32 protein-coding genes, 1 tRNA gene and 4 rRNA genes are annotated in these 23,608 nt (G+C 43.3%); 3 read left to right on the top strand and 34 right to left on the bottom strand.

The window, feature by feature from the left end:
• Positions 1-244 precede the first annotated feature (244 nt).
• Together gpmM and HWV02_RS00840 are read left to right on the top strand one after the other, a co-directional pair.
• Positions 245-1,777 carry a 2,3-bisphosphoglycerate-independent phosphoglycerate mutase gene (gpmM, locus tag HWV02_RS00845; RefSeq protein ID WP_211678080.1) on the top strand — a complete coding sequence of 511 codons (1,533 nt, stop codon included), beginning with the start codon at positions 245-247 and terminating at the stop codon, positions 1,775-1,777.
• Between the two features lie 29 nt (positions 1,778-1,806).
• On the top strand, positions 1,807-2,964 hold the full coding sequence (locus HWV02_RS00840; RefSeq protein ID WP_211678079.1) for a murein hydrolase activator EnvC: 1,158 nt from the start codon (positions 1,807-1,809) through the stop codon (positions 2,962-2,964).
• Between the two features lie 4 nt (positions 2,965-2,968).
• Here the strand turns inward: HWV02_RS00840 and HWV02_RS00835 are convergent, their stop codons facing one another.
• Positions 2,969-3,223, bottom strand: coding sequence for a YkgJ family cysteine cluster protein (locus tag HWV02_RS00835; protein ID WP_045112200.1), 255 nt, complete (start codon positions 3,221-3,223; stop codon positions 2,969-2,971).
• Between the two features lie 66 nt (positions 3,224-3,289).
• Between HWV02_RS00835 and HWV02_RS00830 the strand changes: the two genes are divergently transcribed.
• Positions 3,290-3,706, top strand: a complete 417-nt coding sequence (locus tag HWV02_RS00830; protein ID WP_211689464.1) for an acetyl-CoA sensor PanZ family protein — start codon at positions 3,290-3,292, stop codon at positions 3,704-3,706.
• A gap of 80 nt (positions 3,707-3,786) precedes the next feature.
• Here the strand turns inward: HWV02_RS00830 and rrf (HWV02_RS00825) are convergent.
• From rrf (HWV02_RS00825) to rpsJ, 33 genes are all read right to left on the bottom strand, one after another.
• Positions 3,787-3,902, bottom strand: a 5S ribosomal RNA gene (gene rrf / locus HWV02_RS00825).
• A 95-nt stretch (positions 3,903-3,997) separates the two neighbouring features.
• Positions 3,998-4,113: ribosomal RNA gene (rrf, locus tag HWV02_RS00820) — 5S ribosomal RNA — on the bottom strand.
• Between the two features lie 126 nt (positions 4,114-4,239).
• Positions 4,240-7,131: ribosomal RNA gene (locus HWV02_RS00815) — 23S ribosomal RNA — on the bottom strand.
• Positions 7,132-7,379: 248 nt separating this feature from the next.
• Positions 7,380-7,455, bottom strand: a tRNA-Glu gene (locus tag HWV02_RS00810).
• Between the two features lie 119 nt (positions 7,456-7,574).
• Positions 7,575-9,119 (bottom strand): 16S ribosomal RNA (locus tag HWV02_RS00805).
• The 16S, 23S and 5S rRNA genes sit together here with 1 tRNA gene alongside, the layout of an rRNA operon.
• A 629-nt stretch (positions 9,120-9,748) precedes the next feature.
• Complete coding sequence (gene rplQ / locus HWV02_RS00800; protein WP_019442281.1) at positions 9,749-10,132, bottom strand: 50S ribosomal protein L17; 384 nt, start codon at positions 10,130-10,132, stop codon at positions 9,749-9,751.
• A 40-nt stretch (positions 10,133-10,172) separates the two neighbouring features.
• On the bottom strand, positions 10,173-11,159 hold the full coding sequence (rpoA, locus tag HWV02_RS00795) for a DNA-directed RNA polymerase subunit alpha (RefSeq protein WP_045112202.1): 987 nt from the start codon (positions 11,157-11,159) through the stop codon (positions 10,173-10,175).
• A 26-nt stretch (positions 11,160-11,185) separates the two neighbouring features.
• Entirely contained in the window at positions 11,186-11,806 is a 621-nt protein-coding gene (gene rpsD / locus HWV02_RS00790) for a 30S ribosomal protein S4 (protein ID WP_045112203.1), read from the bottom strand.
• Positions 11,807-11,833: 27 nt separating this feature from the next.
• Positions 11,834-12,223 carry a 30S ribosomal protein S11 gene (rpsK, locus tag HWV02_RS00785; RefSeq protein ID WP_017223604.1) on the bottom strand — a complete coding sequence of 130 codons (390 nt, stop codon included), beginning with the start codon at positions 12,221-12,223 and terminating at the stop codon, positions 11,834-11,836.
• A 13-nt stretch (positions 12,224-12,236) separates the two neighbouring features.
• Positions 12,237-12,593, bottom strand: a complete 357-nt coding sequence (gene rpsM / locus HWV02_RS00780) for a 30S ribosomal protein S13 (RefSeq protein ID WP_045112204.1) — start codon at positions 12,591-12,593, stop codon at positions 12,237-12,239.
• 134 nt (positions 12,594-12,727) lie between these two features.
• Positions 12,728-12,841 (bottom strand): 50S ribosomal protein L36, encoded by a 114-nt coding sequence (gene rpmJ / locus HWV02_RS00775; RefSeq protein ID WP_011770886.1) that lies wholly within the window; start codon positions 12,839-12,841, stop codon positions 12,728-12,730.
• A 40-nt stretch (positions 12,842-12,881) separates the two neighbouring features.
• Entirely contained in the window at positions 12,882-14,207 is a 1,326-nt protein-coding gene (gene secY / locus HWV02_RS00770) for a preprotein translocase subunit SecY (RefSeq protein WP_211673648.1), read from the bottom strand.
• A gap of 5 nt (positions 14,208-14,212) precedes the next feature.
• On the bottom strand, positions 14,213-14,647 hold the full coding sequence (gene rplO, locus HWV02_RS00765; protein ID WP_045112207.1) for a 50S ribosomal protein L15: 435 nt from the start codon (positions 14,645-14,647) through the stop codon (positions 14,213-14,215).
• Positions 14,647-14,826, bottom strand: coding sequence for a 50S ribosomal protein L30 (gene rpmD / locus HWV02_RS00760; RefSeq protein ID WP_045112208.1), 180 nt, complete (start codon positions 14,824-14,826; stop codon positions 14,647-14,649). The genes rplO and rpmD overlap by 1 nt, the downstream gene beginning before the upstream one ends.
• A gap of 6 nt (positions 14,827-14,832) precedes the next feature.
• Complete coding sequence (gene rpsE, locus HWV02_RS00755) at positions 14,833-15,333, bottom strand: 30S ribosomal protein S5 (protein ID WP_067046255.1); 501 nt, start codon at positions 15,331-15,333, stop codon at positions 14,833-14,835.
• A 14-nt stretch (positions 15,334-15,347) separates the two neighbouring features.
• Positions 15,348-15,698 carry a 50S ribosomal protein L18 gene (gene rplR, locus HWV02_RS00750; protein WP_019442274.1) on the bottom strand — a complete coding sequence of 117 codons (351 nt, stop codon included), beginning with the start codon at positions 15,696-15,698 and terminating at the stop codon, positions 15,348-15,350.
• Between the two features lie 9 nt (positions 15,699-15,707).
• Positions 15,708-16,241, bottom strand: a complete 534-nt coding sequence (rplF, locus tag HWV02_RS00745; protein ID WP_211678077.1) for a 50S ribosomal protein L6 — start codon at positions 16,239-16,241, stop codon at positions 15,708-15,710.
• Between the two features lie 10 nt (positions 16,242-16,251).
• Entirely contained in the window at positions 16,252-16,644 is a 393-nt protein-coding gene (gene rpsH, locus HWV02_RS00740; protein WP_045112211.1) for a 30S ribosomal protein S8, read from the bottom strand.
• 26 nt (positions 16,645-16,670) lie between these two features.
• Positions 16,671-16,976 carry a 30S ribosomal protein S14 gene (rpsN, locus tag HWV02_RS00735; protein WP_045112212.1) on the bottom strand — a complete coding sequence of 102 codons (306 nt, stop codon included), beginning with the start codon at positions 16,974-16,976 and terminating at the stop codon, positions 16,671-16,673.
• 9 nt (positions 16,977-16,985) lie between these two features.
• Entirely contained in the window at positions 16,986-17,525 is a 540-nt protein-coding gene (gene rplE, locus HWV02_RS00730) for a 50S ribosomal protein L5 (RefSeq protein WP_211673646.1), read from the bottom strand.
• A 12-nt stretch (positions 17,526-17,537) separates the two neighbouring features.
• Positions 17,538-17,849, bottom strand: a complete 312-nt coding sequence (gene rplX, locus HWV02_RS00725) for a 50S ribosomal protein L24 (RefSeq protein WP_101060770.1) — start codon at positions 17,847-17,849, stop codon at positions 17,538-17,540.
• A gap of 10 nt (positions 17,850-17,859) precedes the next feature.
• Positions 17,860-18,228 carry a 50S ribosomal protein L14 gene (rplN, locus tag HWV02_RS00720; RefSeq protein WP_211673645.1) on the bottom strand — a complete coding sequence of 123 codons (369 nt, stop codon included), beginning with the start codon at positions 18,226-18,228 and terminating at the stop codon, positions 17,860-17,862.
• Positions 18,229-18,405: 177 nt separating this feature from the next.
• Positions 18,406-18,651, bottom strand: coding sequence for a 30S ribosomal protein S17 (rpsQ, locus tag HWV02_RS00715; RefSeq protein WP_017223593.1), 246 nt, complete (start codon positions 18,649-18,651; stop codon positions 18,406-18,408).
• A 1-nt stretch (position 18,652) separates the two neighbouring features.
• Positions 18,653-18,844 carry a 50S ribosomal protein L29 gene (gene rpmC, locus HWV02_RS00710; RefSeq protein ID WP_006034643.1) on the bottom strand — a complete coding sequence of 64 codons (192 nt, stop codon included), beginning with the start codon at positions 18,842-18,844 and terminating at the stop codon, positions 18,653-18,655.
• Complete coding sequence (gene rplP / locus HWV02_RS00705) at positions 18,844-19,254, bottom strand: 50S ribosomal protein L16 (protein ID WP_019442267.1); 411 nt, start codon at positions 19,252-19,254, stop codon at positions 18,844-18,846. The genes rpmC and rplP overlap by 1 nt, the downstream gene beginning before the upstream one ends.
• Before the next feature lie 11 nt (positions 19,255-19,265).
• Positions 19,266-19,970 (bottom strand): 30S ribosomal protein S3, encoded by a 705-nt coding sequence (rpsC, locus tag HWV02_RS00700; RefSeq protein ID WP_019442266.1) that lies wholly within the window; start codon positions 19,968-19,970, stop codon positions 19,266-19,268.
• A gap of 17 nt (positions 19,971-19,987) precedes the next feature.
• Positions 19,988-20,320 carry a 50S ribosomal protein L22 gene (rplV, locus tag HWV02_RS00695; protein ID WP_045112216.1) on the bottom strand — a complete coding sequence of 111 codons (333 nt, stop codon included), beginning with the start codon at positions 20,318-20,320 and terminating at the stop codon, positions 19,988-19,990.
• 10 nt (positions 20,321-20,330) lie between these two features.
• On the bottom strand, positions 20,331-20,609 hold the full coding sequence (gene rpsS / locus HWV02_RS00690) for a 30S ribosomal protein S19 (protein WP_019442264.1): 279 nt from the start codon (positions 20,607-20,609) through the stop codon (positions 20,331-20,333).
• 18 nt (positions 20,610-20,627) lie between these two features.
• Positions 20,628-21,455, bottom strand: coding sequence for a 50S ribosomal protein L2 (gene rplB, locus HWV02_RS00685; protein ID WP_211673644.1), 828 nt, complete (start codon positions 21,453-21,455; stop codon positions 20,628-20,630).
• An 18-nt stretch (positions 21,456-21,473) separates the two neighbouring features.
• On the bottom strand, positions 21,474-21,773 hold the full coding sequence (rplW, locus tag HWV02_RS00680) for a 50S ribosomal protein L23 (RefSeq protein WP_019442262.1): 300 nt from the start codon (positions 21,771-21,773) through the stop codon (positions 21,474-21,476).
• Entirely contained in the window at positions 21,770-22,375 is a 606-nt protein-coding gene (gene rplD, locus HWV02_RS00675; protein WP_211678076.1) for a 50S ribosomal protein L4, read from the bottom strand. The genes rplW and rplD overlap by 4 nt, the downstream gene beginning before the upstream one ends.
• A gap of 15 nt (positions 22,376-22,390) precedes the next feature.
• Positions 22,391-23,029, bottom strand: a complete 639-nt coding sequence (gene rplC / locus HWV02_RS00670; protein ID WP_211679930.1) for a 50S ribosomal protein L3 — start codon at positions 23,027-23,029, stop codon at positions 22,391-22,393.
• 35 nt (positions 23,030-23,064) lie between these two features.
• Positions 23,065-23,376 (bottom strand): 30S ribosomal protein S10, encoded by a 312-nt coding sequence (gene rpsJ / locus HWV02_RS00665; RefSeq protein WP_017223583.1) that lies wholly within the window; start codon positions 23,374-23,376, stop codon positions 23,065-23,067.
• Positions 23,377-23,608: the final 232 nt, after the last annotated feature.

The following is a 23,608-nucleotide window of genomic DNA, read 5'->3' as shown; positions in this document are numbered from 1 at the left end:
AAAGCAGCTCAATAATAAATTCCTCACCACCGTTATGAAAAACTCAAAGATAAAGTTAATCACCAAATTTGCATAGTTAAGCTAATAACTCGAAATATGAAACAGATGGATATGTAGTTATATTACCGACATTTATAATTAAATATCTTCAATATTCTACCTGGATCATAAATAAGAGCCAATTTAGCTCCGAAAAGTGTAGTAATATTCCTATATTTAAACTTAATAACCGAGAGGTAAACTCATGTCTAAGGCTAAAAAAACAATTGCGCTTATCATCATGGATGGCTGGGGCCACCGCCTTGATCAAAAAGATAACGCAATTGCCAATGCAAAAACACCTATTTTAGATAAACTTTGGCAAGATTACCCAAGCATGCTGATTTCAAGTTCAGGCTTAGATGTGGGGCTACCTGATGGGCAAATGGGTAATTCAGAAGTTGGCCATGTCAATATTGGTGCTGGTCGTATCGTTTATCAAAATTTAACTAAAATCGATAAAGCAATCGGTGATGGCGAATTCTACCAAAATCCAGCACTTGTAAAAGCAGTTGATGCGGCGGTTGCGAATGATAAAGCCGTGCATATCCTAGGCCTAGCGTCTCCAGGTGGCGTACATAGTCACGACGATCAGATCTTGGCCATGATCGAACTTGCAGCAAAGCAAGGGGCAACAAAGGTTTATCTACACGCATTCTTAGACGGCCGTGATACACCACCACGTAGCGCACAAGGTACGCTAGAAAAATGTGATGCTAAATTTGCTGAAGTTGGCGTAGGTAGAACAGCCACATTAATCGGCCGCTATTTTGCGATGGACCGAGATAATCGTTGGGATCGTGTTGAAGAAGCCTATGAGCTATTTACGCAAGGTAAAAGCCAATATAAAGCAGATACGGCACTCTCTGGCCTTGAAGCCGCTTATGCACGTGATGAAAATGATGAGTTCGTGAAAGCGACAGTCATTGGCGAAGCTGCACCAATTTCCGATGGTGATGCAGTCATCTTTATGAATTTCCGTGCTGATCGTGCGCGCGAAATTACCCGTGCATTTGTCGATACAGACTTCACAGGCTTCAAACGCAGCGTAACACCGAAACTTGCTGACTTTGTTATGCTAACTGAATATGCAGCGACCATTGATACGAGCATCGCTTTCCCTTCTGATAAATTAGTTAATACCTTAGGTTCAATGCTTGAACAGCAAAATAAAACGCAATTACGTATTTCTGAAACAGAAAAATATGCCCACGTAACCTTCTTTTTTAATGGCGGCGTTGAAGACTCTTTTACAGGTGAAGATCGTGAATTAATCCCATCACCACCAGTAGCAACTTACGACTTACAACCTGAAATGAATTCAGAAATGCTCACTGACAAGCTAGTTGCGGCAATTGAGAGTGAAAAGTACGATGTGATCATTTGTAACTACCCGAACGGAGATATGGTTGGCCATACAGGTGTATTTGATGCGGCAGTAAAAGCGTGTGAAGCCGTTGACCAATCAATTGGTCGTGTAGTAGAGGCACTAGAAAAAGTCGGTGGTGAATGCTTAATAACAGCCGATCACGGTAATGCTGAAATGATGATCAACCCAGAAACGGGTGGCGTTCATACTGCACACACTAACTTACCTGTACCACTGATTTATTTTGGTCGTGATGCAGAGCCAGCAGAGACAGGTCGCCTATGTGATTTAGCCCCGACCATGTTGACTTTACTTGGTCAAGAAATACCAGCGGAAATGACTGGTAAGAACCTAATGAATCTGAAATAATCGTTTCCCTACGGGGAAAGGATTACGTTATGACATTTTTAAAAAACAGTATGGTCTATCGCGTTATAGGCCTGCTGATATTACTATCATCAAACGCTTATGCAGCCAATAATCAATCTGATCTTAATCAACTTCGTAGCCAGATCAAAGCCCAAGACGCATCAATTAAAAAACAAAACCGTTATTTAAACGATTTATCTACACAAACACAAAGTACCGACCGTGCCATTAGTAAAGTCGCCGCACAACTCAGTAATACCGAATCTTTAATCCGCGATATCGAAAAAGATCTCAGCGACCTAATCGCACAAGAAAAAGTACTATTAAAAAGTAAAAAGAAACAACAAAATATCCTTTCCGCACAAATTGAAACGGCCTATTTAAGTGGTAATAATGATTATTTGAAACTACTCCTTAACCAACAGAACAGTAAAGAGATAGAACGGTCATTAGTTTATTATCAACACCTTCACGCCGCTCGCGCTGCATCTATTGCTGAATTTAATGATACCTTAGCTAAAATTGAAAAAAATGAAGTAGAACAAGAAGAAATAAAACAGCAATTACTTGTAATCCAAACCTCACAGCAACAAAAATCCAAGCAATTAGCACAACAAAAATCAGAACAGAAGAAAAGTAATAGAAATATAGCTGACAGTATTAACAAGCAGAAAAAAACACGAACAGAGCTAGGGATAGCAGCACAAAAGTTAGAACAACAAATAGCGTTATTACGAAAACAGCAACAAATTGCGTTATTAAAAAAACAGCAAAGTGCGCAAATATCATTATCAGGATTGAAACGATATAAAGGCAAATTAGACTGGCCGATAAAAGGTAAAGTACTGCACAACTTTAACAGTAAGCGATTTAATAATGTCAGTTGGCGTGGATTGGTCATCAGCGCAAATGAAGGGAGTAAAGTAAAAGCAGTTAGCGCAGGTAAGGTCGTCTTTGCAGATTGGCTACGTGGATTCGGTATGGTAACGATTATTGATCACGGCCAGGGGTATATGAGCCTGTATGGTCATAACCAAACATTACTCAAAGTAACCGGAGAGAAGGTACGCACGGGCGATGTCATCTCATTGGCTGGCCGTAGTGGTGGTCAGTTAGAGTCTGGGGTTTACTTCGAGATCCGCCACAAGGGTAAAGCCGTTAATCCACGCTCATGGCTAAAACGTTAACATTTTAGCTTGCTGTTTGTATTTCCAAATCAGTAATTAAGAACAAAGCCTCATCGCGGTTTTCACCACATACATCATTACAGGCCTTAAATGTATCGCATAACGCAGGGCGTTTAGGGTCTGTAAAGATTAGACATAAATGATCAACCGACAGATTAACACATCGTACACCAGCAGGCTTACCATCAGGCATACCTGGAATATAGCTAGTGATACTTGGCGCTTCACAGCACGCCCCACAATTCATTCTGCATTGCATAAAACAAACCTTAAATAACGAATGATAATAGCGTAATATCAGCATGTATCTAAAAAAGGGAACAGCATGAGATTATCAGCATTTACAGTAACAGACTCAACTCCACAGTTACTTATTGATATAACAAAATTGTATCGACCATTTCAGCATGACGAAGCTGAGATTCAAAAAACTTTCGATCAACTGCTTCAAGATGACAGCCAAACTCTGTTTGTTGCTAAATTTAATGATCGCCACATTGGTGGTTTAATCATGCAACATGATACTACCACGTTATTCTTAAGCTGCATGGCAGTAAGAGATATAACTCAACAACGTGGTGTGGGTAAATACCTAGTACAACAAGCAATCAAGCATGCAAAATCTCTGCAATTAGAAACCGTAACTGTAATTAAAACAACACAGGTTACAGCTGAATTATCTGCTTTTTTAATTCATCAAGGTTTCACAGAGCAAGACACTGCACTTAGCTTTAGCTGTTAATAATTTACAGGTATAAAAAAAGCCGATATCAATGATATCGGCTTTTTTCGTTCAAGACTGTGTCTTAAATCTAATTTAGCGTTTGGCGATGCCCTACTCTCACATGGGGAAGCCCCACACTACCATCGGCGTTATTACGTTTCACTACTGAGTTCGGAATGGGATCAGGTGGTACCGCAACACTATGGTCACCAAACAAATTTTTCGAGTCTTACGAATCATCTGCTCTTGTTTAAGACTACGTCTTAAACAATATTTATTCAGACCTAGTCTGAATAAATAGTAATTGGCGCTTGGCGATGCCCTACTCTCACATGGGGAAGCCCCACACTACCATCGGCGTTATTACGTTTCACTACTGAGTTCGGAATGGGATCAGGTGGTACCGCAACACTATGGTCACCAAGCAAATCTGGTTTGCTTTCATGTTGTATCTTTAAAATCTGAAAAGCTATAAATAAAGAAGTCTTTAAAACATAAAGTGTTCTGTCTATTCTTAAGTCGATATTTCAATTAATCATACTTTAATTTGTATGGTTAAGCCTCACGGGTAATTAGTACAAGTTAGCTCAATGCCTCACAGCACTTACACACCTTGCCTATCAACGTTGTAGTCTCCAACGGCCCTTCAGGGGACTTAAAGTCCCAGTGAGAACTCATCTCGAGGCCTGCTTCCCGCTTAGATGCTTTCAGCGGTTATCAGTTCCGAACTTAGCTACCGGGCAATGCTATTGGCATAACAACCCGAACACCAGTGGTTCGTCCACTCCGGTCCTCTCGTACTAGGAGCAGCTCCTCTCAATTCTCAAACGCCCACGGCAGATAGGGACCGAACTGTCTCACGACGTTCTAAACCCAGCTCGCGTACCACTTTAAATGGCGAACAGCCATACCCTTGGGACCAACTTCAGCCCCAGGATGTGATGAGCCGACATCGAGGTGCCAAACACCGCCGTCGATATGAACTCTTGGGCGGTATCAGCCTGTTATCCCCGGAGTACCTTTTATCCGTTGAGCGATGGCCCTTCCATTCAGAACCACCGGATCACTAAGACCTACTTTCGTACCTGCTCGACGTGTCTGTCTCGCAGTTAAGCTGGCTTATGCCTTTGCACTAACCACATGATGTCCAACCATGTTTAGCCAACCTTCGTGCTCCTCCGTTACTCTTTGGGAGGAGACCGCCCCAGTCAAACTACCCACCAGACACTGTCCGCAACCCCGATAAGGGGCCTACGTTAGAACATCAAACGTACAAGGGTGGTATTTCAAGGTTGACTCCACATCATCTAGCGACAATGCTTCAACGTCTCCCACCTATCCTACACATGTAGGTTCAATGTTCAGTGCCAAGCTATAGTAAAGGTTCACGGGGTCTTTCCGTCTAGCCGCGGGTACACTGCATCTTAACAGCGATTTCAATTTCACTGAGTCTCGGGTGGAGACAGCGTGGCCATCATTACGCCATTCGTGCAGGTCGGAACTTACCCGACAAGGAATTTCGCTACCTTAGGACCGTTATAGTTACGGCCGCCGTTTACCGGGGCTTCGATCATGAGCTTCGACCTAAGTCTAACCCAATCAATTAACCTTCCGGCACCGGGCAGGCGTCACACCGTATACGTCATCTTTCGATTTTGCACAGTGCTGTGTTTTTAATAAACAGTTGCAGCCACCATTTCTCTGCGACCGACAATAGCTTACGGAGCAAGTCCTTCACCATCATCGGCGTACCTTCTCCCGAAGTTACGGTACCATTTTGCCTAGTTCCTTCACCCGAGTTCTCTCAAGCGCCTTAGTATTCTCTACCTAACCACCTGTGTCGGTTTGGGGTACGATTCTCTTATATCTGAAGCTTAGAGGTTTTTCCTGGAAGCCGGGTATCAACTACTTCATCTCCGTAGAGACTCGTCATCAGCTCTCAGCCTTAATGTACGCCCGGATTTACCTAAGCACACAGCCTACAACCTTAAACATGGACAACCATCGCCATGCTAGCCTAACCTTCTCCGTCACCCCATCGCAATATAAGTGAGTACAGGAATATTAACCTGTTTCCCATCGACTACGCCTTTCGGCCTCGCCTTAGGGGTCGACTCACCCTGCCCCGATTAACGTTGGACAGGAACCCTTGGTCTTTCGGCGTGGAGGTTTTTCACCCCCATTATCGTTACTCATGTCAACATTCGCACTTCTGATACCTCCAGCAAGCTTCTCAACTCACCTTCGACGGCTTACAGAACGCTCCTCTACCATGCAAGAACAAGTCTTGCATCCGTAGCTTCGGTGGTATGTTTAGCCCCGTTAAATCTTCCGCGCAGACCGACTCGACCAGTGAGCTATTACGCTTTCTTTAAAAGATGGCTGCTTCTAAGCCAACTTCCTGGCTGTCTGAGCCTTTCCACATCGTTTCCCACTTAACATACACTTTGGGACCTTAGCTGACGGTCTGGGTTGTTTCCCTTTCCACGACGGACGTTAGCACCCGCCGTGTGTCTCCCGCGATTGAACTTATTGGTATTCGGAGTTTGCAAAGGGTTGGTAAGTCGGGATGACCCCCTAGCCTTAACAGTGCTCTACCCCCAATAGTTAGACGCGAGGCGCTACCTAAATAGCTTTCGAGGAGAACCAGCTATCTCCCGGTTTGATTGGCCTTTCACCCCCAGCCACAAGTCATCCGCTAATTTTTCAACATTAGTCGGTTCGGTCCTCCAGTTGATGTTACTCAACCTTCAACCTGCCCATGGCTAGATCACCGGGTTTCGGGTCTAATCCCAGCAACTATTCGCGCAGTTAACACTCGGTTTCCCTACGGCTCCGCTATTCGCTTAACCTTGCTACTGAAATTAAGTCGTTGACCCATTATACAAAAGGTACGCAGTCACAGAACAAGTCTGCTCCCACTGCTTGTACGTATACGGTTTCAGGTTCTATTTCACTCCCCTCACAGGGGTTCTTTTCGCCTTTCCCTCACGGTACTGGTTCACTATCGGTCAGTCAGTAGTATTTAGCCTTGGAAGATGGTCCTCCCATATTCAAACAGCATATCACGTGTGCCGTCCTACTCGATTTCACAGTAAGGTCGTTTTCATGTACGGGACTATCACCCTGTATCGTGAAACTTTCCAGAATCTTCCACTAACTTCCAAACTGCTTAAGGGCTAGACCCCGTTCGCTCGCCGCTACTAAGGGTATCTCTATTGATTTCTTTTCCTCGGGGTACTTAGATGTTTCAGTTCTCCCGGTTCGCTTCGTAACGCTATGTATTCACGTTACGATACTCTACAAAGTAGAGTGGGTTCCCCCATTCGGAAATCTGTGGATTAACGCTTTTTATCAACTCCCCACAGCTTAACGCAGATTAACACGTCCTTCATCGCCTCTGACTGCCTAGGCATCCACCGTATACGCTTAGTCACTTAACCATACAATCTAAAGTCGACCGTACAATTGAAATAACTAGGTATTATCTAGTTTTTTTCGCCTCAAGAATACTCAAGAACACTATATTGTTATTACCGAAGTAATAACGTGTTTTAAGAACTTCTTTATTTATTCAGCTTTCCAAATTTTTAAAGAGCAATTTGCTAAAAAGCAAAGATAAGCATTCGCTGCTTAGCTTTGATTTTTAATCAGAAAGAAAAAATACTCCATCTTCCTTACAGAAGAAAGATGGTATCCCGTACGAGATTTGAACTCGTGTTACCGCCGTGAAAGGGCGGTGTCCTAGGCCTCTAGACGAACGGGACACTATTTACTTTCTACGTTTGGATTTCATCCCAAACGTTGTCTTATTTTCATAAGACTGTCTTTAACGTTTCTATTCAAGCAATTTGTGTGGGCACTTACAAAAATTAACAACTTTACGTAAGGAGGTGATCCAGCCCCAGGTTCCCCTAGGGCTACCTTGTTACGACTTCACCCCAGTCATGAACCACACCGTGGTCATCGCCCTCCCGAAGGTTAAGCTAATGACTTCTGGTGCAGCCCACTCCCATGGTGTGACGGGCGGTGTGTACAAGGCCCGGGAACGTATTCACCGTGACATTCTGATTCACGATTACTAGCGATTCCGACTTCATGGGGTCGAGTTGCAGACCCCAATCCGGACTACGACGCACTTTATGGGATTCGCTTACCATTGCTGGTTTGCAGCCCTTTGTATGCGCCATTGTAGCACGTGTGTAGCCCTACTCGTAAGGGCCATGATGACTTGACGTCGTCCCCACCTTCCTCCGGTTTATCACCGGCAGTCTCCTTAGAGTTCCCACCATTACGTGCTGGCAAATAAGGATAAGGGTTGCGCTCGTTGCGGGACTTAACCCAACATTTCACAACACGAGCTGACGACAGCCATGCAGCACCTGTCTCATAGTTCCCGAAGGCACCAATTCATCTCTGAAAAGTTCTATGGATGTCAAGAGTAGGTAAGGTTCTTCGCGTTGCATCGAATTAAACCACATGCTCCACCGCTTGTGCGGGCCCCCGTCAATTCATTTGAGTTTTAACCTTGCGGCCGTACTCCCCAGGCGGTCTACTTAATGCGTTAGCTTAAGAGCCCAGTTCTCAAGGAACCAAACTCCGAGTAGACATCGTTTACGGCGTGGACTACCGGGGTATCTAATCCCGTTTGCTACCCACGCTTTCGCATCTGAGCGTCAGTTACTTGCCAGGTGGCCGCCTTCGCCACTGGTATTCCTTCAGATCTCTACGCATTTCACCGCTACACCTGAAATTCTACCACCCTCTCAAGAACTCTAGTTTGCCAGTTCGAAATGCAGTTCCCAGGTTGAGCCCGGGGCTTTCACATCTCGCTTAACAAACCGCCTGCATGCGCTTTACGCCCAGTAATTCCGATTAACGCTTGCACCCTCCGTATTACCGCGGCTGCTGGCACGGAGTTAGCCGGTGCTTCTTCTGCGAGTAACGTCACAGCAGTAGAGTATTAATCTACTGCCTTTCCTCCTCGCTGAAAGTACTTTACAACCCTAAGGCCTTCTTCATACACGCGGTATGGCTGCATCAGGGTTTCCCCCATTGTGCAATATTCCCCACTGCTGCCTCCCGTAGGAGTCTGGACCGTGTCTCAGTTCCAGTGTGGCTGATCATCCTCTCAGACCAGCTAGGGATCGTCGCCTTGGTGAGCTCTTACCTCACCAACAAGCTAATCCCACTTGGGCTCATCTAGTCGCGAGAGCTTTCAAGAAGAGGCCCCCTTTCACCCGTAGGTCGTATGCGGTATTAGCAGTCGTTTCCAACTGTTGTCCCCCTCGACTAGGCAGATTCCCAAGCATTACTCACCCGTCCGCCGCTCGACGCCAGAATAGCAAGCTATTCTTCGTTTCCGCTCGACTTGCATGTGTTAAGCCTACCGCCAGCGTTCAATCTGAGCCATGATCAAACTCTTCAATTAAAAGTTTTTTGACTAATCAACGATGTTGATTAAGTCGGCTCAATGAATTCTGTACTTCAACAACAAACCGAGGTTTGTTGTTTATAAAACCAAATCTTTCGATTTAATTTAATGTTCACAATTACATTGATATAATTTTTGGTCATTATATCTCTGCAAGTGCTCACACAGATTGCTTGAATAAATTGTTAAAGAGCATACTGAGCGGCTGTTGCCGTGTCAGTGAGGTCGCATTATAGAGATATGGATCACATTGGCAAGCGTTAATTACAATAAATATTAAAAAAACATAATGAGATTAAAAAGCGAACAATCTAGGCATATACCAGACAAAAACAAATGAAACTCGTTAATAAGCAGTTTAAATTCTGTCTATTACTACAACAAACTATTCAGTAGACATAAATAAGAGACATTTTTAAATTATCGGTATTAACGAATAAGAAGAAAGGTATTTTCAACATCAGAAAAAAATCTAGGAGGAATTAGGAATTAGGAATTAGGAATTAGGAATTAGGAATTAGGAATTAGGAATTAGGAATTAGGAATTAGGAATTAGGAATTAGGAATTATTCAAAGGATAATTAAGAGCAATAAAAAAGCCAGAGCGTGAGCTCTGGCTTCTAATACTATTCTTCGTCAGCAGCTTCAACAGCTGGACGATCTACTAGTTCGATGTAAGCCATAGGAGCTTTATCGCCAGTACGTAGACCACATTTTAAGATTCGAGTGTAACCGCCTGAACGGTTTTCGAAACGTGGGCCTAATTCTTTAAATAGTTTACCTACAACTTCATCGCTGCGGGTACGAGCAAATGCTAGACGACGGTTAGCTACGCTATCCGTTTTAGCAAGTGTAATTAGAGGCTCAACTACACGACGTAATTCTTTAGCTTTAGGCAGAGTCGTTTTAATGATCTCGTGGCTAACTAAAGAACATGCCATATTACGGAACATAGCCTGACGGTGGCTACTGTTACGATTTAGTTGACGACCACTCTTACGATGGCGCATGAACTTATCCTTCTTACAAAAATCTTTTGACTAGTGTTTACTATTCGTCCGCAATACTTGCAGGCGGCCAGTTTTCTAGGCGCATACCTAGAGAAAGACCACGTGAAGCTAGAACATCTTTAATTTCAGTTAAAGATTTCTTACCAAGGTTAGGCGTTTTAAGTAACTCAACCTCAGTACGCTGAACAAGATCACCAATATAGTGAATTGCTTCTGCTTTTAGGCAGTTAGCTGAACGAACAGTAAGTTCTAAATCATCAACAGGACGTAGCAGTATCGGATCGAACTCTGGTTTCTCTTCTTTCTGCTCTGGTTCCGTTACATCACGAAGATCAACGAAAGCATCAAGCTGTTCAGCCAGAATTGTAGCAGAACGACGAATAGCTTCTTCAGGATCTAATGTTCCATCAGTTTCCATATCGATTACTAACTTATCAAGGTTAGTACGTTGCTCAACACGAGCAGATTCAACATTGTAAGCAATACGGCTTACAGGGCTGAATGCAGCATCAACAAGCAAACGACCGATAGGGCGCTCTTCATCATCAGCGTGTACACGTGCAGAAGCAGGTACGTAACCACGACCTTTTGCAACACGAATACGCATACTGATATCTGCTTGACCGGTTAAATTACAAATCACGTGTTCTGGATTAATAATCTCAACATCACCATCATGAGTGATGTCACCTGCCAATACAGGACCTGTACCTGACTTAGTTAAAGTTAGTAACGCTTCGTCTTTGCCTTCAAGTTTGATTGCAAGACCTTTCAAGTTAAGAAGAATTTCAAGAACATCTTCTTGAACGCCTTCTTTACTGCTGTACTCGTGGAGTACGCCGTCGATCTCAACTTCTGTTACAGCACAACCTGGCATAGAAGAAAGTAGAATACGACGTAAAGCATTACCTAGAGTGTGACCAAAGCCACGCTCTAACGGTTCAAGTGTTACCTTGGCACGTGTTGAGCTAATTTGCTCAATATCAACAAGTCTTGGTCTTAGAAATTCTGTTACAGAACCCTGCATGTATGTCCTCTCTTATGAAGTTAACCTTACTTAGAGTAAAGTTCAACAATAAGCTGTTCGTTGATGTCTGCAGACAGATCAGAACGCTCAGGAACACGTTTGAAAACGCCTTCAAGTGTCTTACTGTCAACTTCAACCCAAGATGCTTTCTCGCGCTGCTCTGAAATTTCAAGAGCTGAAGCGATACGAGCTTGCTTCTTAGCCTTCTCGCGAATGCTAACTGTATCGTTAACTTTCACTTTGTAAGAAGGGATATTTACAACTTTACCGTTTACAACGATTGCTTTGTGGCTTACTAACTGGCGCGATTCCGCACGAGTTGAACCAAAGCCCATACGATAAACAACGTTATCTAGACGGCCTTCTAATAAAGCAAGTAGGTTTTCACCAGTGTTGCCTTTTAGACGAGCAGCTTCTTTATATAAGTTACGGAATTGCTTTTCAAGTACACCGTACATACGACGAACTTTTTGCTTTTCACGTAGTTGTAAACCGTAGTCAGATAGACGAGGTTTACGAGCACCATGTACACCAGGTGCGTTATCAATTTTACACTTAGATTCAATCGCGCGTACGCCACTTTTCAAGAAAAGATCTGTACCTTCACGACGACTAAGCTTGAGCTTTGGGCCCAAATATCTAGCCATGTTCTTTCTCCAATATTCCTAAAAACGTTATACGCGACGCTTTTTAGGTGGACGACAACCATTGTGAGGGATTGGTGTAACATCAGTGATGTTAGTAATTTTATAACCAATCGCATTCAATGCACGAATAGAAGATTCACGACCAGGACCAGGGCCCTTAACCATAACTTCTAAATTTTTAAGACCGTACTCTTTAGCCATTTCACCAGCACGCTCAGCAGCAACCTGCGCAGCGAATGGAGTTGACTTACGAGAACCACGGAAGCCTGAGCCGCCTGCAGTTGCCCAAGATAAAGCATTACCTTGGCGATCTGTGATTGTCACAATAGTGTTATTGAAAGAAGCATGAACGTGTGCAATACCGTCAGCAACTTGCTTTTTAACGCGCTTACGAGCGCGAGTTGGAGTTTTAGCCATTACTCGTCAGCTCCTATTTCTTGATAGCTTTACGCGGACCTTTACGGGTGCGCGCATTTGTTTTAGTGCGTTGACCACGTAGAGGTAAGCTGCGACGGTGACGAATACCACGGTAACAACCGAGGTCCATCAGACGCTTGATATTCATACTTACTTCACGACGTAGGTCACCTTCTACAGTGTATTTACCTACTTCTTCGCGAAGAAGTTCTAGTTGAGCTTCTTCTAGCTCTCTGATCTTAGCTGTTTCAGCGATACCAGTTGCAGCACAGATTGCTTTCGCACGTGTTGCACCAATACCGAAAACACCAGTCAGGGCAATGACTGTATGCTTTTGATCAGGAATGTTAATGCCGGCTATACGGGCCACTATACCACTCCAATTAAGGGTTTAAAAAAATTTTGCACTCTTCGAAAAGCCCGTAAGGATACTCAGAAGAGAGATGTATTGCAATAGAAACTTGGGAATAGATTAATAAATCTAGCCCAAGTTTCTATTATTGTCTAACCTTGGCGTTGTTTATGCTTTGGTTCAACACAGATTACGCGTACTACGCCGTGACGTTTAATCACTTTGCAATTACGACAAATCTTTTTAACAGATGCACGAACTTTCATTTCTTACTCCGTAACTGTTATAGGACATGCTCAAACTAATTTAGCGACCGTAGCCTTTTAAATTAGCTTTTTTAAGAACATCACCATATTGATGAGACATCATATGGGTTTGAACTTGAGCCATAAAGTCCATGATTACCACAACCATAATAAGTAATGACGTACCACCGAAGTAGAACTGCACACCCATAGCTTGTGTCATGAACAATGGTACTAAACAAATAAATGTAATATACAAAGAACCCGCTAGAGTTAATCGTGACATTACTTTGTCTATATACCTTGAAGTTTGTTCGCCTGGTCTAATACCTGGGATGAACGCCCCGCTCTTCTTCAAGTTATCTGCCGTTTCACGTGGGTTAAATACCAACGCTGTATAGAAGAAACAGAAGAAGATAATTGCTGCTGCATAAAGCATTACATACAAAGGTTGTCCTGGCTGTAGAGCCAAGGAAATGTCAGTAAGGAAAGATAAACTTTCATTCTGACCGAACCATTGTGCAAGCGTTCCAGGAAACAAAATTATACTCGAAGCAAAAATAGCTGGAATAACACCGGCCATATTAAGCTTTAACGGTAAATGCGTGCTTTGAGCTGCAAAAACACGTCGTCCTTGTTGGCGTTTTGCGTAGTTTACCACAATTCTACGCTGACCGCGCTCTACAAATACAACAAAGTATGTAACAGCAAAAACAACACCAGCTAACACTAACAATAACAGGCCGTGAAGGTTACCATCGATAACCTGCTCAACCGTTTGTCCGATAGCTGGCGGCATACCAGCAACAATACCTGCAAAAATTAATATTGAGATACCATTACCAATACCGCGTTCGGTAATTTGTTCACCTAACCACATTAAGAACATAGTACCAGTTACTAAACTAACTACAGCAGTAAAGTAAAAACTTAACCCTGGATTATGGACAAGTCCATCAACCATGTTAGGTAAGCCTTTTGCAATACCAATAGCCTGGAAAGTACCTAAGAACAATGTTCCGTAACGGGTATACTGGCTAATTTTACGTCGTCCTGCATCACCGTCTTTTTTCAATTCGGCAAGTGTAGGATTAACAACAGTTAATAACTGTATGATAATAGAGGCCGAAATATACGGCATAATACCCAACGCAAAAATAGACGCACGCTCAAGCGCACCACCAGAGAACATGTTAAACATTTCTAAGATGGTACCCTTTTGCGAGTCAAAAAGCGTAGCAAGTACAGAGGCATCAATACCAGGGATCGGAACAAAAGATCCTGCGCGAAATACAATAATTGCACCTAACACGAACCATAAACGACTTTTCAATTCTGATAAGCCACCTTGAGATTTATTCGTTTCCAATCCTGGTTTTTTAGCCATTTGTACTATCCTTCGATTTGACCGCCTGCAGCAACAATCGCTTCAACAGCACCTTTCGTAGCTTTAATGCCACGAATAGTAACTGGTCGAGTGATTTCACCAGATAAAACAACTTTAACAAACTGGATGTTTTTAGTAACAAGACCAGCTGCTTTAAGTGTGTTTAAATCAACAACATCACCTTCAACTTTAGCGATTTCATTTAAACGTACTTCAGCTGTTACTAGCTGCTTACGTGAAGTGAAACCGAATTTAGGTAGACGTTGTTTCAAAGGCATTTGACCGCCTTCAAAACCAGGTCGAATACCGCCGCCTGAGCGCGATTTTTGACCTTTGTGACCACGACCACAAGTTTTGCCTAGACCAGAACCGATACCGCGGCCTACACGTTTAGCGCTTGGCTTAGAACCAGCTGCTGGAGATAGAGTATTTAAAAACATTACGCTTCCTCCACTTTAATCATGTAAGCTACTTTATTAATCATACCACGTACACATGCTGTATCTTCCAATTCAACAGTGTGGTTGATTTTACGAAGGCCTAAACCAACAAGTGTCGCACGGTGTTTAGGTAAACGACCGATTGCACTTTTAGTTTGAGTTACTTTAATTTTAGCCATGGTTTATTACCCCAGAATTTCTTTAACAGGTAGACCACGTTTAGCAGCGATTTGTTCTGGTGATGACATACCAGTAAGCGCGCCAATTGTAGCTCGTACAACGTTAATTGGGTTAGTAGAACCGTAACATTTAGAAAGTACGTCATGGATGCCTACAACTTCTAGTACTGCACGCATTGCACCGCCGGCAATGATACCTGTACCAGCTGATGCTGGACGCATGAATACTTTAGAACCAGAATGACGACCCTTAATTGGATGTTGAAGAGTCACACCATTTAGTTCAATGCTTACGATATTGCGTTTCGCTTTTTCCATTGCTTTTTGAATAGCAGCTGGTACTTCACGTGCTTTACCATAACCAAAACCAACGCGACCGTTACCGTCACCCACTACTGTAAGAGCAGTGAAACTGAAGATACGACCACCTTTAACAACTTTTGAAACACGGTTAACTGCAATTAATTTCTCTTGCAGATCACCTGTTTGGTTTTCAACTTTAGACATTTCCTACTCCTGCCTTAGAACTGAAGGCCAGCTTCACGAGCGGCATCAGCTAGTGCTGCAACACGACCGTGATATTGGAAACCTGAACGATCGAAAGCAATTTTAGTAACGCCTTTTTCGATAGCTCGCTCAGCAACCAATTTACCGATTACTTTAGCTGCTTCAACGTTACCACCATAGCTGATCATTTCACGAACTGCTTTTTCTGTTGTTGTAGCAGAAACCAATACTTCCGCATTCGGTGTAATAACCTGTGCATAAGTATGGCTTGGAGTGCGGTTAATCACTAAACGTGTAGCACCCAATTCTTGCATTTTCTTACGTGCGCGAGTTGCGCGACGAAGACGTGCAGATTTCTTATCCATAGTATTACCCTACTTTTTCTTGGCTTCTTTACGACGCACAACTTCATCAGAATAACGAACACCTTTACCTTTATAAGGTTCAGGCGGACGGAATGCACGAATGTTAGCTGCAACTTGACCAACAGATTGTTTGTCAGCGCCAGTAATAACAATTTCAGTTTGGCTTGGGCAAACTGCAGTAACACCTTCAGGAAGGTTATATACTACAGGATGTGAGAAACCTAACGTTAGGTTCACATCAGAACCTTTAACGTTTGCACGGTAACCAACACCATTTAGTTGAAGAGTTTTAGTAAAACCTTCAGCTACACCTTTAACCATGTTGTTAACGTTAGCACGAGCTGTACCAGCTTGAGCCCAAGCATCTTTTACGCCTTCAACAGGACCAAAAGAAACTTTTTCATCAGCGATTGTAAGAACAACAGATGAATTAACAACAGCAGTTAAAGTGCCTTTAGCGCCTTTAACAGTGATTTCCTGACCATTTAGAGAGATCTCTACGCCTGCAGGGATGGCAACGGGTGCTTTAGCAACACGAGACATATATAACCCCTTAAGAAACGTAGCAGATGATCTCGCCACCGATGCCAGCTTTACGAGCTGCACGGTCAGACATCATGCCTTTAGAAGTAGAAACGATAGCAACACCTAAGCCACCCATCACTTTAGGAAGATCATTACTTCCTTTGTAGATGCGTAAACCTGGGCGACTAACGCGCTCAATTTTTTCGATTACGTTTTTGCCTTCGAAATACTTCAAAGACACTTCAAGTTCAGCTTTCACTTCACCTGAAACAGCGTAACCATTAATGTAACCTTCTTCTTTAAGCACAGCTGCTAATGCAACTTTTTGCTTAGAACAAGGCATTTTAACTGCAACCTTAGAGGCTGACTGACCGTTACGGATGCGTGTTAGCATATCCGCAATAGGATCTTGCATGCTCATTTTCGTATACTCCCGAAATTAGTGACTTACCAACTAGCCTTTTTAAGACCTGGAACTTCACCACGCATCATGTGCTCACGTAGTTTGATACGGCTTAAGCCGAACTTACGTAGGTAGCCATGAGGGCGGCCAGTGATGTTACAGCGATTACGCTGACGACTTTCACTAGAATCACGAGGTAACGATTGCAATTTAAGAACTGCATTCCAACGATCTTCGTCTGAAGTATTTACACCAGAGATGATTGCTTTTAATTCAGCACGTTTCTCAGCGTATTTTTTTACTAGCTTCGCGCGTTTTACGTCGCGCGCTTTCATTGATTGCTTAGCCATGACCCTACCTTACTTACGGAATGGGAAATTAAAGGCAGTCAGCAGAGCGTGACCTTCTTCATCAGAATTCGCAGTAGTAGTGATAGTAATATCCATACCACGAATTTTATCGATTTTATCGTAATCGATTTCTGGGAAGATGATTTGCTCGCGAACACCCATACTATAGTTACCACGACCATCGAACGATTTAGGGTTCAGGCCACGGAAATCACGAATACGTGGAATTGAGATACCGATTAGGCGCTCAAGGAATTCCCACATACGCTCGCCACGTAGGGTAACTTTACAACCAATAGGATATCCTTCACGGATTTTAAAGCCAGCAACGGATTTACGAGCTTTAGTAATCAATGGTTTTTGACCAGAAATTGCAGCCATATCAGCAGCAGCATTTTCTAATACTTTTTTATCATTGATTGCTTCGCCCACACCCATATTAAGGGTGATCTTTTCAATCCGAGGGACTTGCATGATAGATTTATAGCCGAACTTAGTTTTAAGTTCAGGCGCTATCGTCTCTTTGTAGTATTCATGCAGTTTCGCCACAGTTAACTCCAATTAAACAAGTTCATTATTAGATTTGAAGAAACGTACTTTTTTGCCGTCTTCAAATCGGAAACCGACACGGTCAGCCTTGCTAGTTGCAGGGTTGAATAGTGCCACGTTTGATGCGTCTAAAGCTGCTTCTTTCTCAACAATACCGCCAGCTACGCCCAATTGTGGGTTTGGCTTTTGGTGTTTCTTGATAAGATTAACGCCTTCAACGAATATTTTACCGTCTGCTCTTACTTCAGTAACTTTGCCTTGTTTACCAGCATCTTTACCTGCAACAACGATAACTTCATCATTTTTTAAAATTTTAGCTGCCATTTTTCGTTCCTTATAGTACTTCTGGTGCCAGAGATACGATTTTCATGAACTGATCAGTTCGTAGTTCACGAGTAACTGGGCCAAAGATACGAGTACCGATCGGCGCGCCGTTAGCATTAAGCATAACTGCTGCGTTACGGTCGAAACGGATAGCTGCACCGTCTGTACGACGGATTGCTGACCTAGTACGCACAACCACTGCGTTCAGAACATCACCTTTTTTTACTTTTCCGCGAGGAATTGCTTCCTTCACAGAAACTTTGATGATATCACCAACACGCGCATAGCGGCGGTGCGAACCACCTAGGACCTTGATACACTGAACGCGACGTGCGCCTGAGTTATCGGCTACGTCCAACGTAGACTGCATTTGGATCATTATTAGTGCTCCGCAATAATTTCATCTAACCCAACATGGATTAAATGAGTCCCCTCTCTTTCAAGAGGTGGCGCATTATAACACCACGGCTTTGAAAAAAGCAACGGGAATCGACTAAAAAACAAACGACCCCTATATAGGGGCCGTTATCATAAGAAGATCAGTATAAACTTAAAATTAAGCTTTTACTAATACTTCTACTAATGCCCAAGTTTTAAGCTTAGACACTGGACGAGTTTCACGAATAGTTACAACATCATTTAGTTGACATTCGTTATTCTCATCATGTGCGTGTAGTTTAGTAGTACGCTTGATGAACTTACCGTATAACGGATGTTTCACTTTACGTTCTACTGCAACAACGATAGTTTTATCGCCTTTGTTGCTAACAACACGACCCTGTACAGTACGAATAGTGCTCATATTATACACCCGCCTTTTCGTTCAGGATGGTCTTAACACGCGCGATATCGCGACGTACATTTTTGATTAAATGCGTTTGTGCTAGTTGGCCAGTACTTAACTGCATACGTAAGTTAAATTGCTCACGTAGTAGGTTAAGTAACTCAGCGTTTAGCTCTTCAACATTTTTTTGTTTAAGTTCGCTAGCGTTCATTACATTACCGTCTTAGTTACGAAAGTTGTAGAAATTGGAAGTTTCGCATCAGCTAGGCTGAATGCTTCACGAGCCAATTCTTCAGGAACTCCAGCCATTTCATAAAGGATTTTGCCAGGTTGTACTTGGCAAACCCAATACTCAACGCTACCTTTACCTTTACCTTGACGTACTTCAAGCGGCTTTTGTGTAATAGGCTTGTCTGGGAACACACGGATCCAGATTTGACCTTGACGCTTAACGTGACGAGTCATAGCACGACGTGCTGCTTCGATTTGACGAGCAGTAATTCGACCACGACCAGTAGCTTTAAGACCGAATTCGCCGAAAGTTACGTTTCCGCCTTTTGCAAGACCGCGGTTACGGCCTTTGTGCATTTTGCGGAACTTCATGCGTTTTGGTTGCAACATATCAGAGTCTCCTATTTAGCAGCTTTAGGGCCACGACTGCGACGTTTAGGCTTAGAAGGTGCTTCAACTTCTTGAGTAAGCGGTAGCTTACCTAGAACTTCACCTTTAAAGATCCAAACTTTCACACCAATGATGCCGTAAGTTGTAAGAGCTTCTGCAGTTGAGTAATCGATATCTGCACGAAGTGTATGTAGAGGCACACGGCCTTCACGATACCATTCAGCACGAGCGATTTCTGCGCCGCCTAAACGACCGCTTACTTGAACTTTAATACCCTTAGCACCTAAACGCATTGCATTTTGTACTGCACGCTTCATAGCGCGACGGAACATAACACGACGTTCAAGTTGAGAAGCGATACCTTCAGCTACTAATTTAGCATCAAGTTCAGGCTTACGGATTTCTGCGATATTGATTTGTGCAGAAGTACCAGTCATCTTAGCGATAGCATTACGTAGTTTTTCTACGTCTTCGCCTTTCTTACCGATAACAACACCAGGACGAGCAGTGTGAATAGTCACACGGATGCTTTTCGCTGGACGTTCGATAACGATACGTGAAACAGATGCATTTTTCAGTTTTTTAGTTAAAAACTGACGTACTTCGAAATCACCGTACAAGTTGTCGGCGAAGTCTTTAGTATTCGCAAACCAAGTAGAATTAAACTGCTTGGTGATACCTAGGCGAATACCATTTGGATGAACTTTCTGACCCATTGTTTTCTCCTAGTCTCTTAGCGTGTTGCTACAACAATTGTGATGTGGCTAGTACGCTTCAAGATGCGATCTGCACGACCTTTAGCACGTGGCATGATGCGCTTCATAGTAGGGCCAGCGTCAACAAACGCTGTAGCTACTACTAACTCATCAATATCCGCACCTTCGTTGTGTTCAGCGTTTGCGATAGCTGACTCAAGAACTTTTTTAACTTGTACAGCAGCTTTTTTAGTGCTGAAAGTTAAAACTTCAAGAGCCTTGTCCACTGGTAAACCACGGATAAGGTCAATGACCAAACGTGCTTTCTGTGGAGAGCCTGAGGCGAAACGGTGTTTAGCTAATGCTTCCATCTAATTTCTCCTAACGCTTTTTAGCTTTCTTATCTGCAGCATGGCCGCGATAAGTACGAGTCGGTGCGAATTCGCCTAACTTATGACCAATCATTTCGTCAGTAACGAAAACTGGTACATGTTGACGACCATTATGGACAGCGATGGTCAGACCAATCATATTTGGAATGATCATAGAACGACGGGACCAAGTCTTAACTGGTTTTTTTTCCCCGCTTTCCACCGCTTTCTCTACCTTCTTCAGCAAGTGTAGGTCTATGAAAGGACCCTTCTTGAGAGAACGTGGCATGGTGATACCTCTATAAAATTACTTGTTGCGACGACGTACGATAAGTTTATCAGTACGCTTGTTCTTACGAGTTTTGTAACCCTTAGTTGGCACACCCCAAGGTGATACCGGATGACGGCCACCTGAAGTACGACCTTCACCACCACCGTGCGGGTGATCAACTGGGTTCATTACAACACCACGTACTGTTGGGCGAACACCGCGCCAGCGGCTAGCACCAGCTTTACCAAGTTGGCGAAGCATGTGTTCAGAGTTACCAACTTCACCAATCGTTGCACGACAATCTACTAATACTTTACGCATTTCGCCAGAGCGAAGACGTAGAGTAACGTATGAGTTGTCACGTGCAATGATTTGTACGTATGTACCAGCAGAACGTGCAATTTGAGCACCTTTACCTGGCTTCATTTCCACAGCGTGTACAGTTGTACCTACTGGGATGTTACGCATTGGTAATGTGTTACCAGCTTTAATAGCTGCATCAACACCAGAAACAATAATATCACCAGCTTGCATACCTTTAGCAGCTAGAACGTAACGACGTTCACCATCTGCGTAAAGAGCAAGTGCAATGTTTGCTGAACGGTTTGGATCATATTCCAGACGTTCAACAGTTGCAGGGATACCATCTTTATCATTACGTTTTAAGTCAATGATACGGTAATGTTGCTTATGACCGCCGCCGTGATGACGAACAGTAATACGACCGTTATTATTACGGCCACCAGATTTAGATTTTTTCTCTAAAAGTGGAGCATGTGGTTTGCCTTTATGCAAATCCGGGTTCACTACCTTAACAAGGTGGCGACGACCTGGAGAAGTAGGCTTACACTTAACAATAGCCATTATTCAGAATCCCCTTGATTATTCAGCACTGCCGAAATCGATGTCAGCGCCGTCAGCTAGAGTAACATAAGCTTTTTTGATGTCTGAACGACGGCCAAAACGAGCGCCAGTGCGCTTAGTTTTACCTTTCAGTACCAATGTGCTTACATTTTTAACTTCAACTTCAAAAAGTTTTGCAATAGCTGCTTTAATTTCAGCTTTAGTTGCATCTAGTGCAACCTTGAAAACGATTGTGTTGTTGTTTTCAGCAGACATAGTGCTCTTTTCAGAGATATGTGGCGCTAGGATAACTTTCAATAAACGTTCTTCACTGATCATTTTAAGTTCTCCTCAATCTGCTTAACTGCTGCAGCAGTCATAACAACTTTGTTGAACGCGATTAAGCTAACTGGATCAATACCAGCAACATCACGAACATCAACTTTGTAAAGGTTACGAGCAGCTAAGAATAAGTTCTCATCAACTTCAGTACCTACGATTAGAACGTCGTTCAGATCGAAGTCTTTAAGTTTAGCAACTAATTCTTTAGTCTTAGGTGTTTCAACAGCGAACTGCTCAACAACAATAAGACGCTCTTGACGTACCAATTCAGAAAGGATGCTTTTGATCGCTCCACGGTACATCTTAGTGTTAACTTTTTGGCTGTGGTCCTGTGGACGCGCAGCAAAAGTTACACCACCTTTACGCCAGATCGGGCTGCTTGCAGTACCTGCACGAGCACGACCAGTACCTTTTTGACGCCATGGTTTCTTACCACCACCTGCAACGTCAGAACGGTTTTTCTGTGCACGAGTACCTTGACGCGCGCCAGCAGCATACGCTGTAACTACCTGGTGAACCAGAGCTTCATTAAACTCACGTCCGAAGGTAGTTTCTGAAACTTCAAGAGCACCTTGTGCGTCTTTCAATACCAATTCCATTACTAATTCCTCGGATTAAGCTTTAACAGCTGGTTTGATAATTACGTTGCCGTTGATCGCACCTGGAATAGCACCTTTAACAAGTACTAGGTTACGTTCACTATCAACACGTACCACATCTAGAGACTGAATCGTTACACGTTCAGCACCCATGTGACCTGCCATTTTCTTGCCTTTAAATACGCGACCTGGAGTTTGACATTGGCCAATTGAACCCGGTGCACGGTGAGCAAGAGAGTTACCATGTGTAGCATCTTGCATAGCAAAGTTCCAACGTTTAATAACGCCTGCGAAACCTTTACCTTTAGATGTACCTGTAACGTCTACTTTAGTAGTTTCAGCAAAGATGTTTACGTTTAGCTCAGCGCCAACTTCAACAGCTTCACCTTCGCCTGTTTCCAGACGGAATTCCCAAAGGCCACGACCAGCTTCAACTTTAGCTTTAGCGAAATGACCCGCTTCTGGCTTGTTTACTCTGCTAGCTTTTTTCGTGCCAGTGGTCACTTGAAGTGCGCGGTAACCGTCAGTTTCAAGTGTTTTAACTTGAGTAACGCGGTTAGGCTCACATTCAATAACGGATACTGGGATAGAAACGCCATCTTCAGTGAAGATACGTGTCATACCAACTTTACGTCCGATTAGACCAATCATTATAATAACCTCAATATAAATCGTTGTTTTAGAACTTACTAGCCAAGGCTGATTTGAACATCAACACCAGCAGCTAGATCTAAACGCATAAGAGCGTCAACGGTTTTTTCTGTTGGCTCAACGATGTCAACCAGGCGCTTGTGAGTACGAATTTCGTACTGGTCACGCGCATCTTTGTTAACGTGCGGAGAAGTAAGCACTGTGAAACGCTCTTTGCGCGTTGGTAGTGGAATAGGTCCACGTACTTGTGCGCCAGTGCGTTTTGCAGTTTCAACGATTTCCGCTGTAGACTGATCGATAAGACGATGATCGAACGCTTTTAAGCGGATACGGATTCTTTGGTTCTGCATTAGACCAGAGCTCCAATAAAGTTAAACACACACAAAAATTCGACATCCCACATCTAACCAAATAGACTGCGAGAGCGATATCTTTAACTCGGTGACTCCCCTATCGGGAATCTTGATGACTGACCACTAATACTTTAACTCAAGGCTAAAATAATAACTTAGTGATTCAGTTTCTTGCTTAAGCAAGTGGGACGTATTATACATGACCTCTTGCCTTTAGCAAGAAAAAGTT

Origin of the sequence: Moritella sp. 28 (genome assembly GCF_018219435.1) — a bacterium.
Taxonomy (GTDB): domain Bacteria; phylum Pseudomonadota; class Gammaproteobacteria; order Enterobacterales; family Moritellaceae; genus Moritella.
This window is presented reverse-complemented; position numbering and strand designations above follow the sequence as displayed.

Bases quoted from the DNA above. Each gene is read 5' to 3' on its own strand.
- rpmC (WP_006034643.1), bottom strand. From the start codon at position 18,844: ATGAACGCTAGCGAACTTAAACAAAAAAATGTTGAAGAGCTAAACGCT.
- rplV (WP_045112216.1), bottom strand. From the start codon at position 20,320: ATGGAAGCATTAGCTAAACACCGTTTCGCCTCAGGCTCTCCACAGAAA.
- rpmD (WP_045112208.1), bottom strand. From the start codon at position 14,826: ATGGCTAAAATTAAAGTAACTCAAACTAAAAGTGCAATCGGTCGTTTA.
- rpmJ (WP_011770886.1), bottom strand. From the start codon at position 12,841: ATGAAAGTTCGTGCATCTGTTAAAAAGATTTGTCGTAATTGCAAAGTG.
- rpsS (WP_019442264.1), bottom strand. From the start codon at position 20,609: ATGCCACGTTCTCTCAAGAAGGGTCCTTTCATAGACCTACACTTGCTG.
- secY (WP_211673648.1), bottom strand. From the start codon at position 14,207: ATGGCTAAAAAACCAGGATTGGAAACGAATAAATCTCAAGGTGGCTTA.
- rpsD (WP_045112203.1), bottom strand. From the start codon at position 11,806: ATGGCTAGATATTTGGGCCCAAAGCTCAAGCTTAGTCGTCGTGAAGGT.
- rpsK (WP_017223604.1), bottom strand. From the start codon at position 12,223: ATGGCTAAAACTCCAACTCGCGCTCGTAAGCGCGTTAAAAAGCAAGTT.
- rplP (WP_019442267.1), bottom strand. From the start codon at position 19,254: ATGTTGCAACCAAAACGCATGAAGTTCCGCAAAATGCACAAAGGCCGT.
- rpoA (WP_045112202.1), bottom strand. From the start codon at position 11,159: ATGCAGGGTTCTGTAACAGAATTTCTAAGACCAAGACTTGTTGATATT.
- HWV02_RS00840 (WP_211678079.1), top strand. From the start codon at position 1,807: ATGACATTTTTAAAAAACAGTATGGTCTATCGCGTTATAGGCCTGCTG.
- rplF (WP_211678077.1), bottom strand. From the start codon at position 16,241: ATGTCTCGTGTTGCTAAAGCACCCGTTGCCATCCCTGCAGGCGTAGAG.
- rplW (WP_019442262.1), bottom strand. From the start codon at position 21,773: ATGATCAGTGAAGAACGTTTATTGAAAGTTATCCTAGCGCCACATATC.
- rpsH (WP_045112211.1), bottom strand. From the start codon at position 16,644: ATGAGCATGCAAGATCCTATTGCGGATATGCTAACACGCATCCGTAAC.
- rplR (WP_019442274.1), bottom strand. From the start codon at position 15,698: ATGGATAAGAAATCTGCACGTCTTCGTCGCGCAACTCGCGCACGTAAG.
- rpsN (WP_045112212.1), bottom strand. From the start codon at position 16,976: ATGGCTAAGCAATCAATGAAAGCGCGCGACGTAAAACGCGCGAAGCTA.
- rpsC (WP_019442266.1), bottom strand. From the start codon at position 19,970: ATGGGTCAGAAAGTTCATCCAAATGGTATTCGCCTAGGTATCACCAAG.
- rplO (WP_045112207.1), bottom strand. From the start codon at position 14,647: ATGTTTTTAAATACTCTATCTCCAGCAGCTGGTTCTAAGCCAAGCGCT.
- rplN (WP_211673645.1), bottom strand. From the start codon at position 18,228: ATGATCCAAATGCAGTCTACGTTGGACGTAGCCGATAACTCAGGCGCA.
- HWV02_RS00830 (WP_211689464.1), top strand. From the start codon at position 3,290: ATGAGATTATCAGCATTTACAGTAACAGACTCAACTCCACAGTTACTT.
- rplB (WP_211673644.1), bottom strand. From the start codon at position 21,455: ATGGCTATTGTTAAGTGTAAGCCTACTTCTCCAGGTCGTCGCCACCTT.
- rplD (WP_211678076.1), bottom strand. From the start codon at position 22,375: ATGGAATTGGTATTGAAAGACGCACAAGGTGCTCTTGAAGTTTCAGAA.
- rpsE (WP_067046255.1), bottom strand. From the start codon at position 15,333: ATGTCTAAAGTTGAAAACCAAACAGGTGATCTGCAAGAGAAATTAATT.
- rpsQ (WP_017223593.1), bottom strand. From the start codon at position 18,651: ATGAGCACTATTCGTACTGTACAGGGTCGTGTTGTTAGCAACAAAGGC.
- rplQ (WP_019442281.1), bottom strand. From the start codon at position 10,132: ATGCGCCATCGTAAGAGTGGTCGTCAACTAAATCGTAACAGTAGCCAC.
- HWV02_RS00835 (WP_045112200.1), bottom strand. From the start codon at position 3,223: ATGCAATGCAGAATGAATTGTGGGGCGTGCTGTGAAGCGCCAAGTATC.
- rpsJ (WP_017223583.1), bottom strand. From the start codon at position 23,376: ATGCAGAACCAAAGAATCCGTATCCGCTTAAAAGCGTTCGATCATCGT.
- gpmM (WP_211678080.1), top strand. From the start codon at position 245: ATGTCTAAGGCTAAAAAAACAATTGCGCTTATCATCATGGATGGCTGG.
- rplX (WP_101060770.1), bottom strand. From the start codon at position 17,849: ATGGCAGCTAAAATTTTAAAAAATGATGAAGTTATCGTTGTTGCAGGT.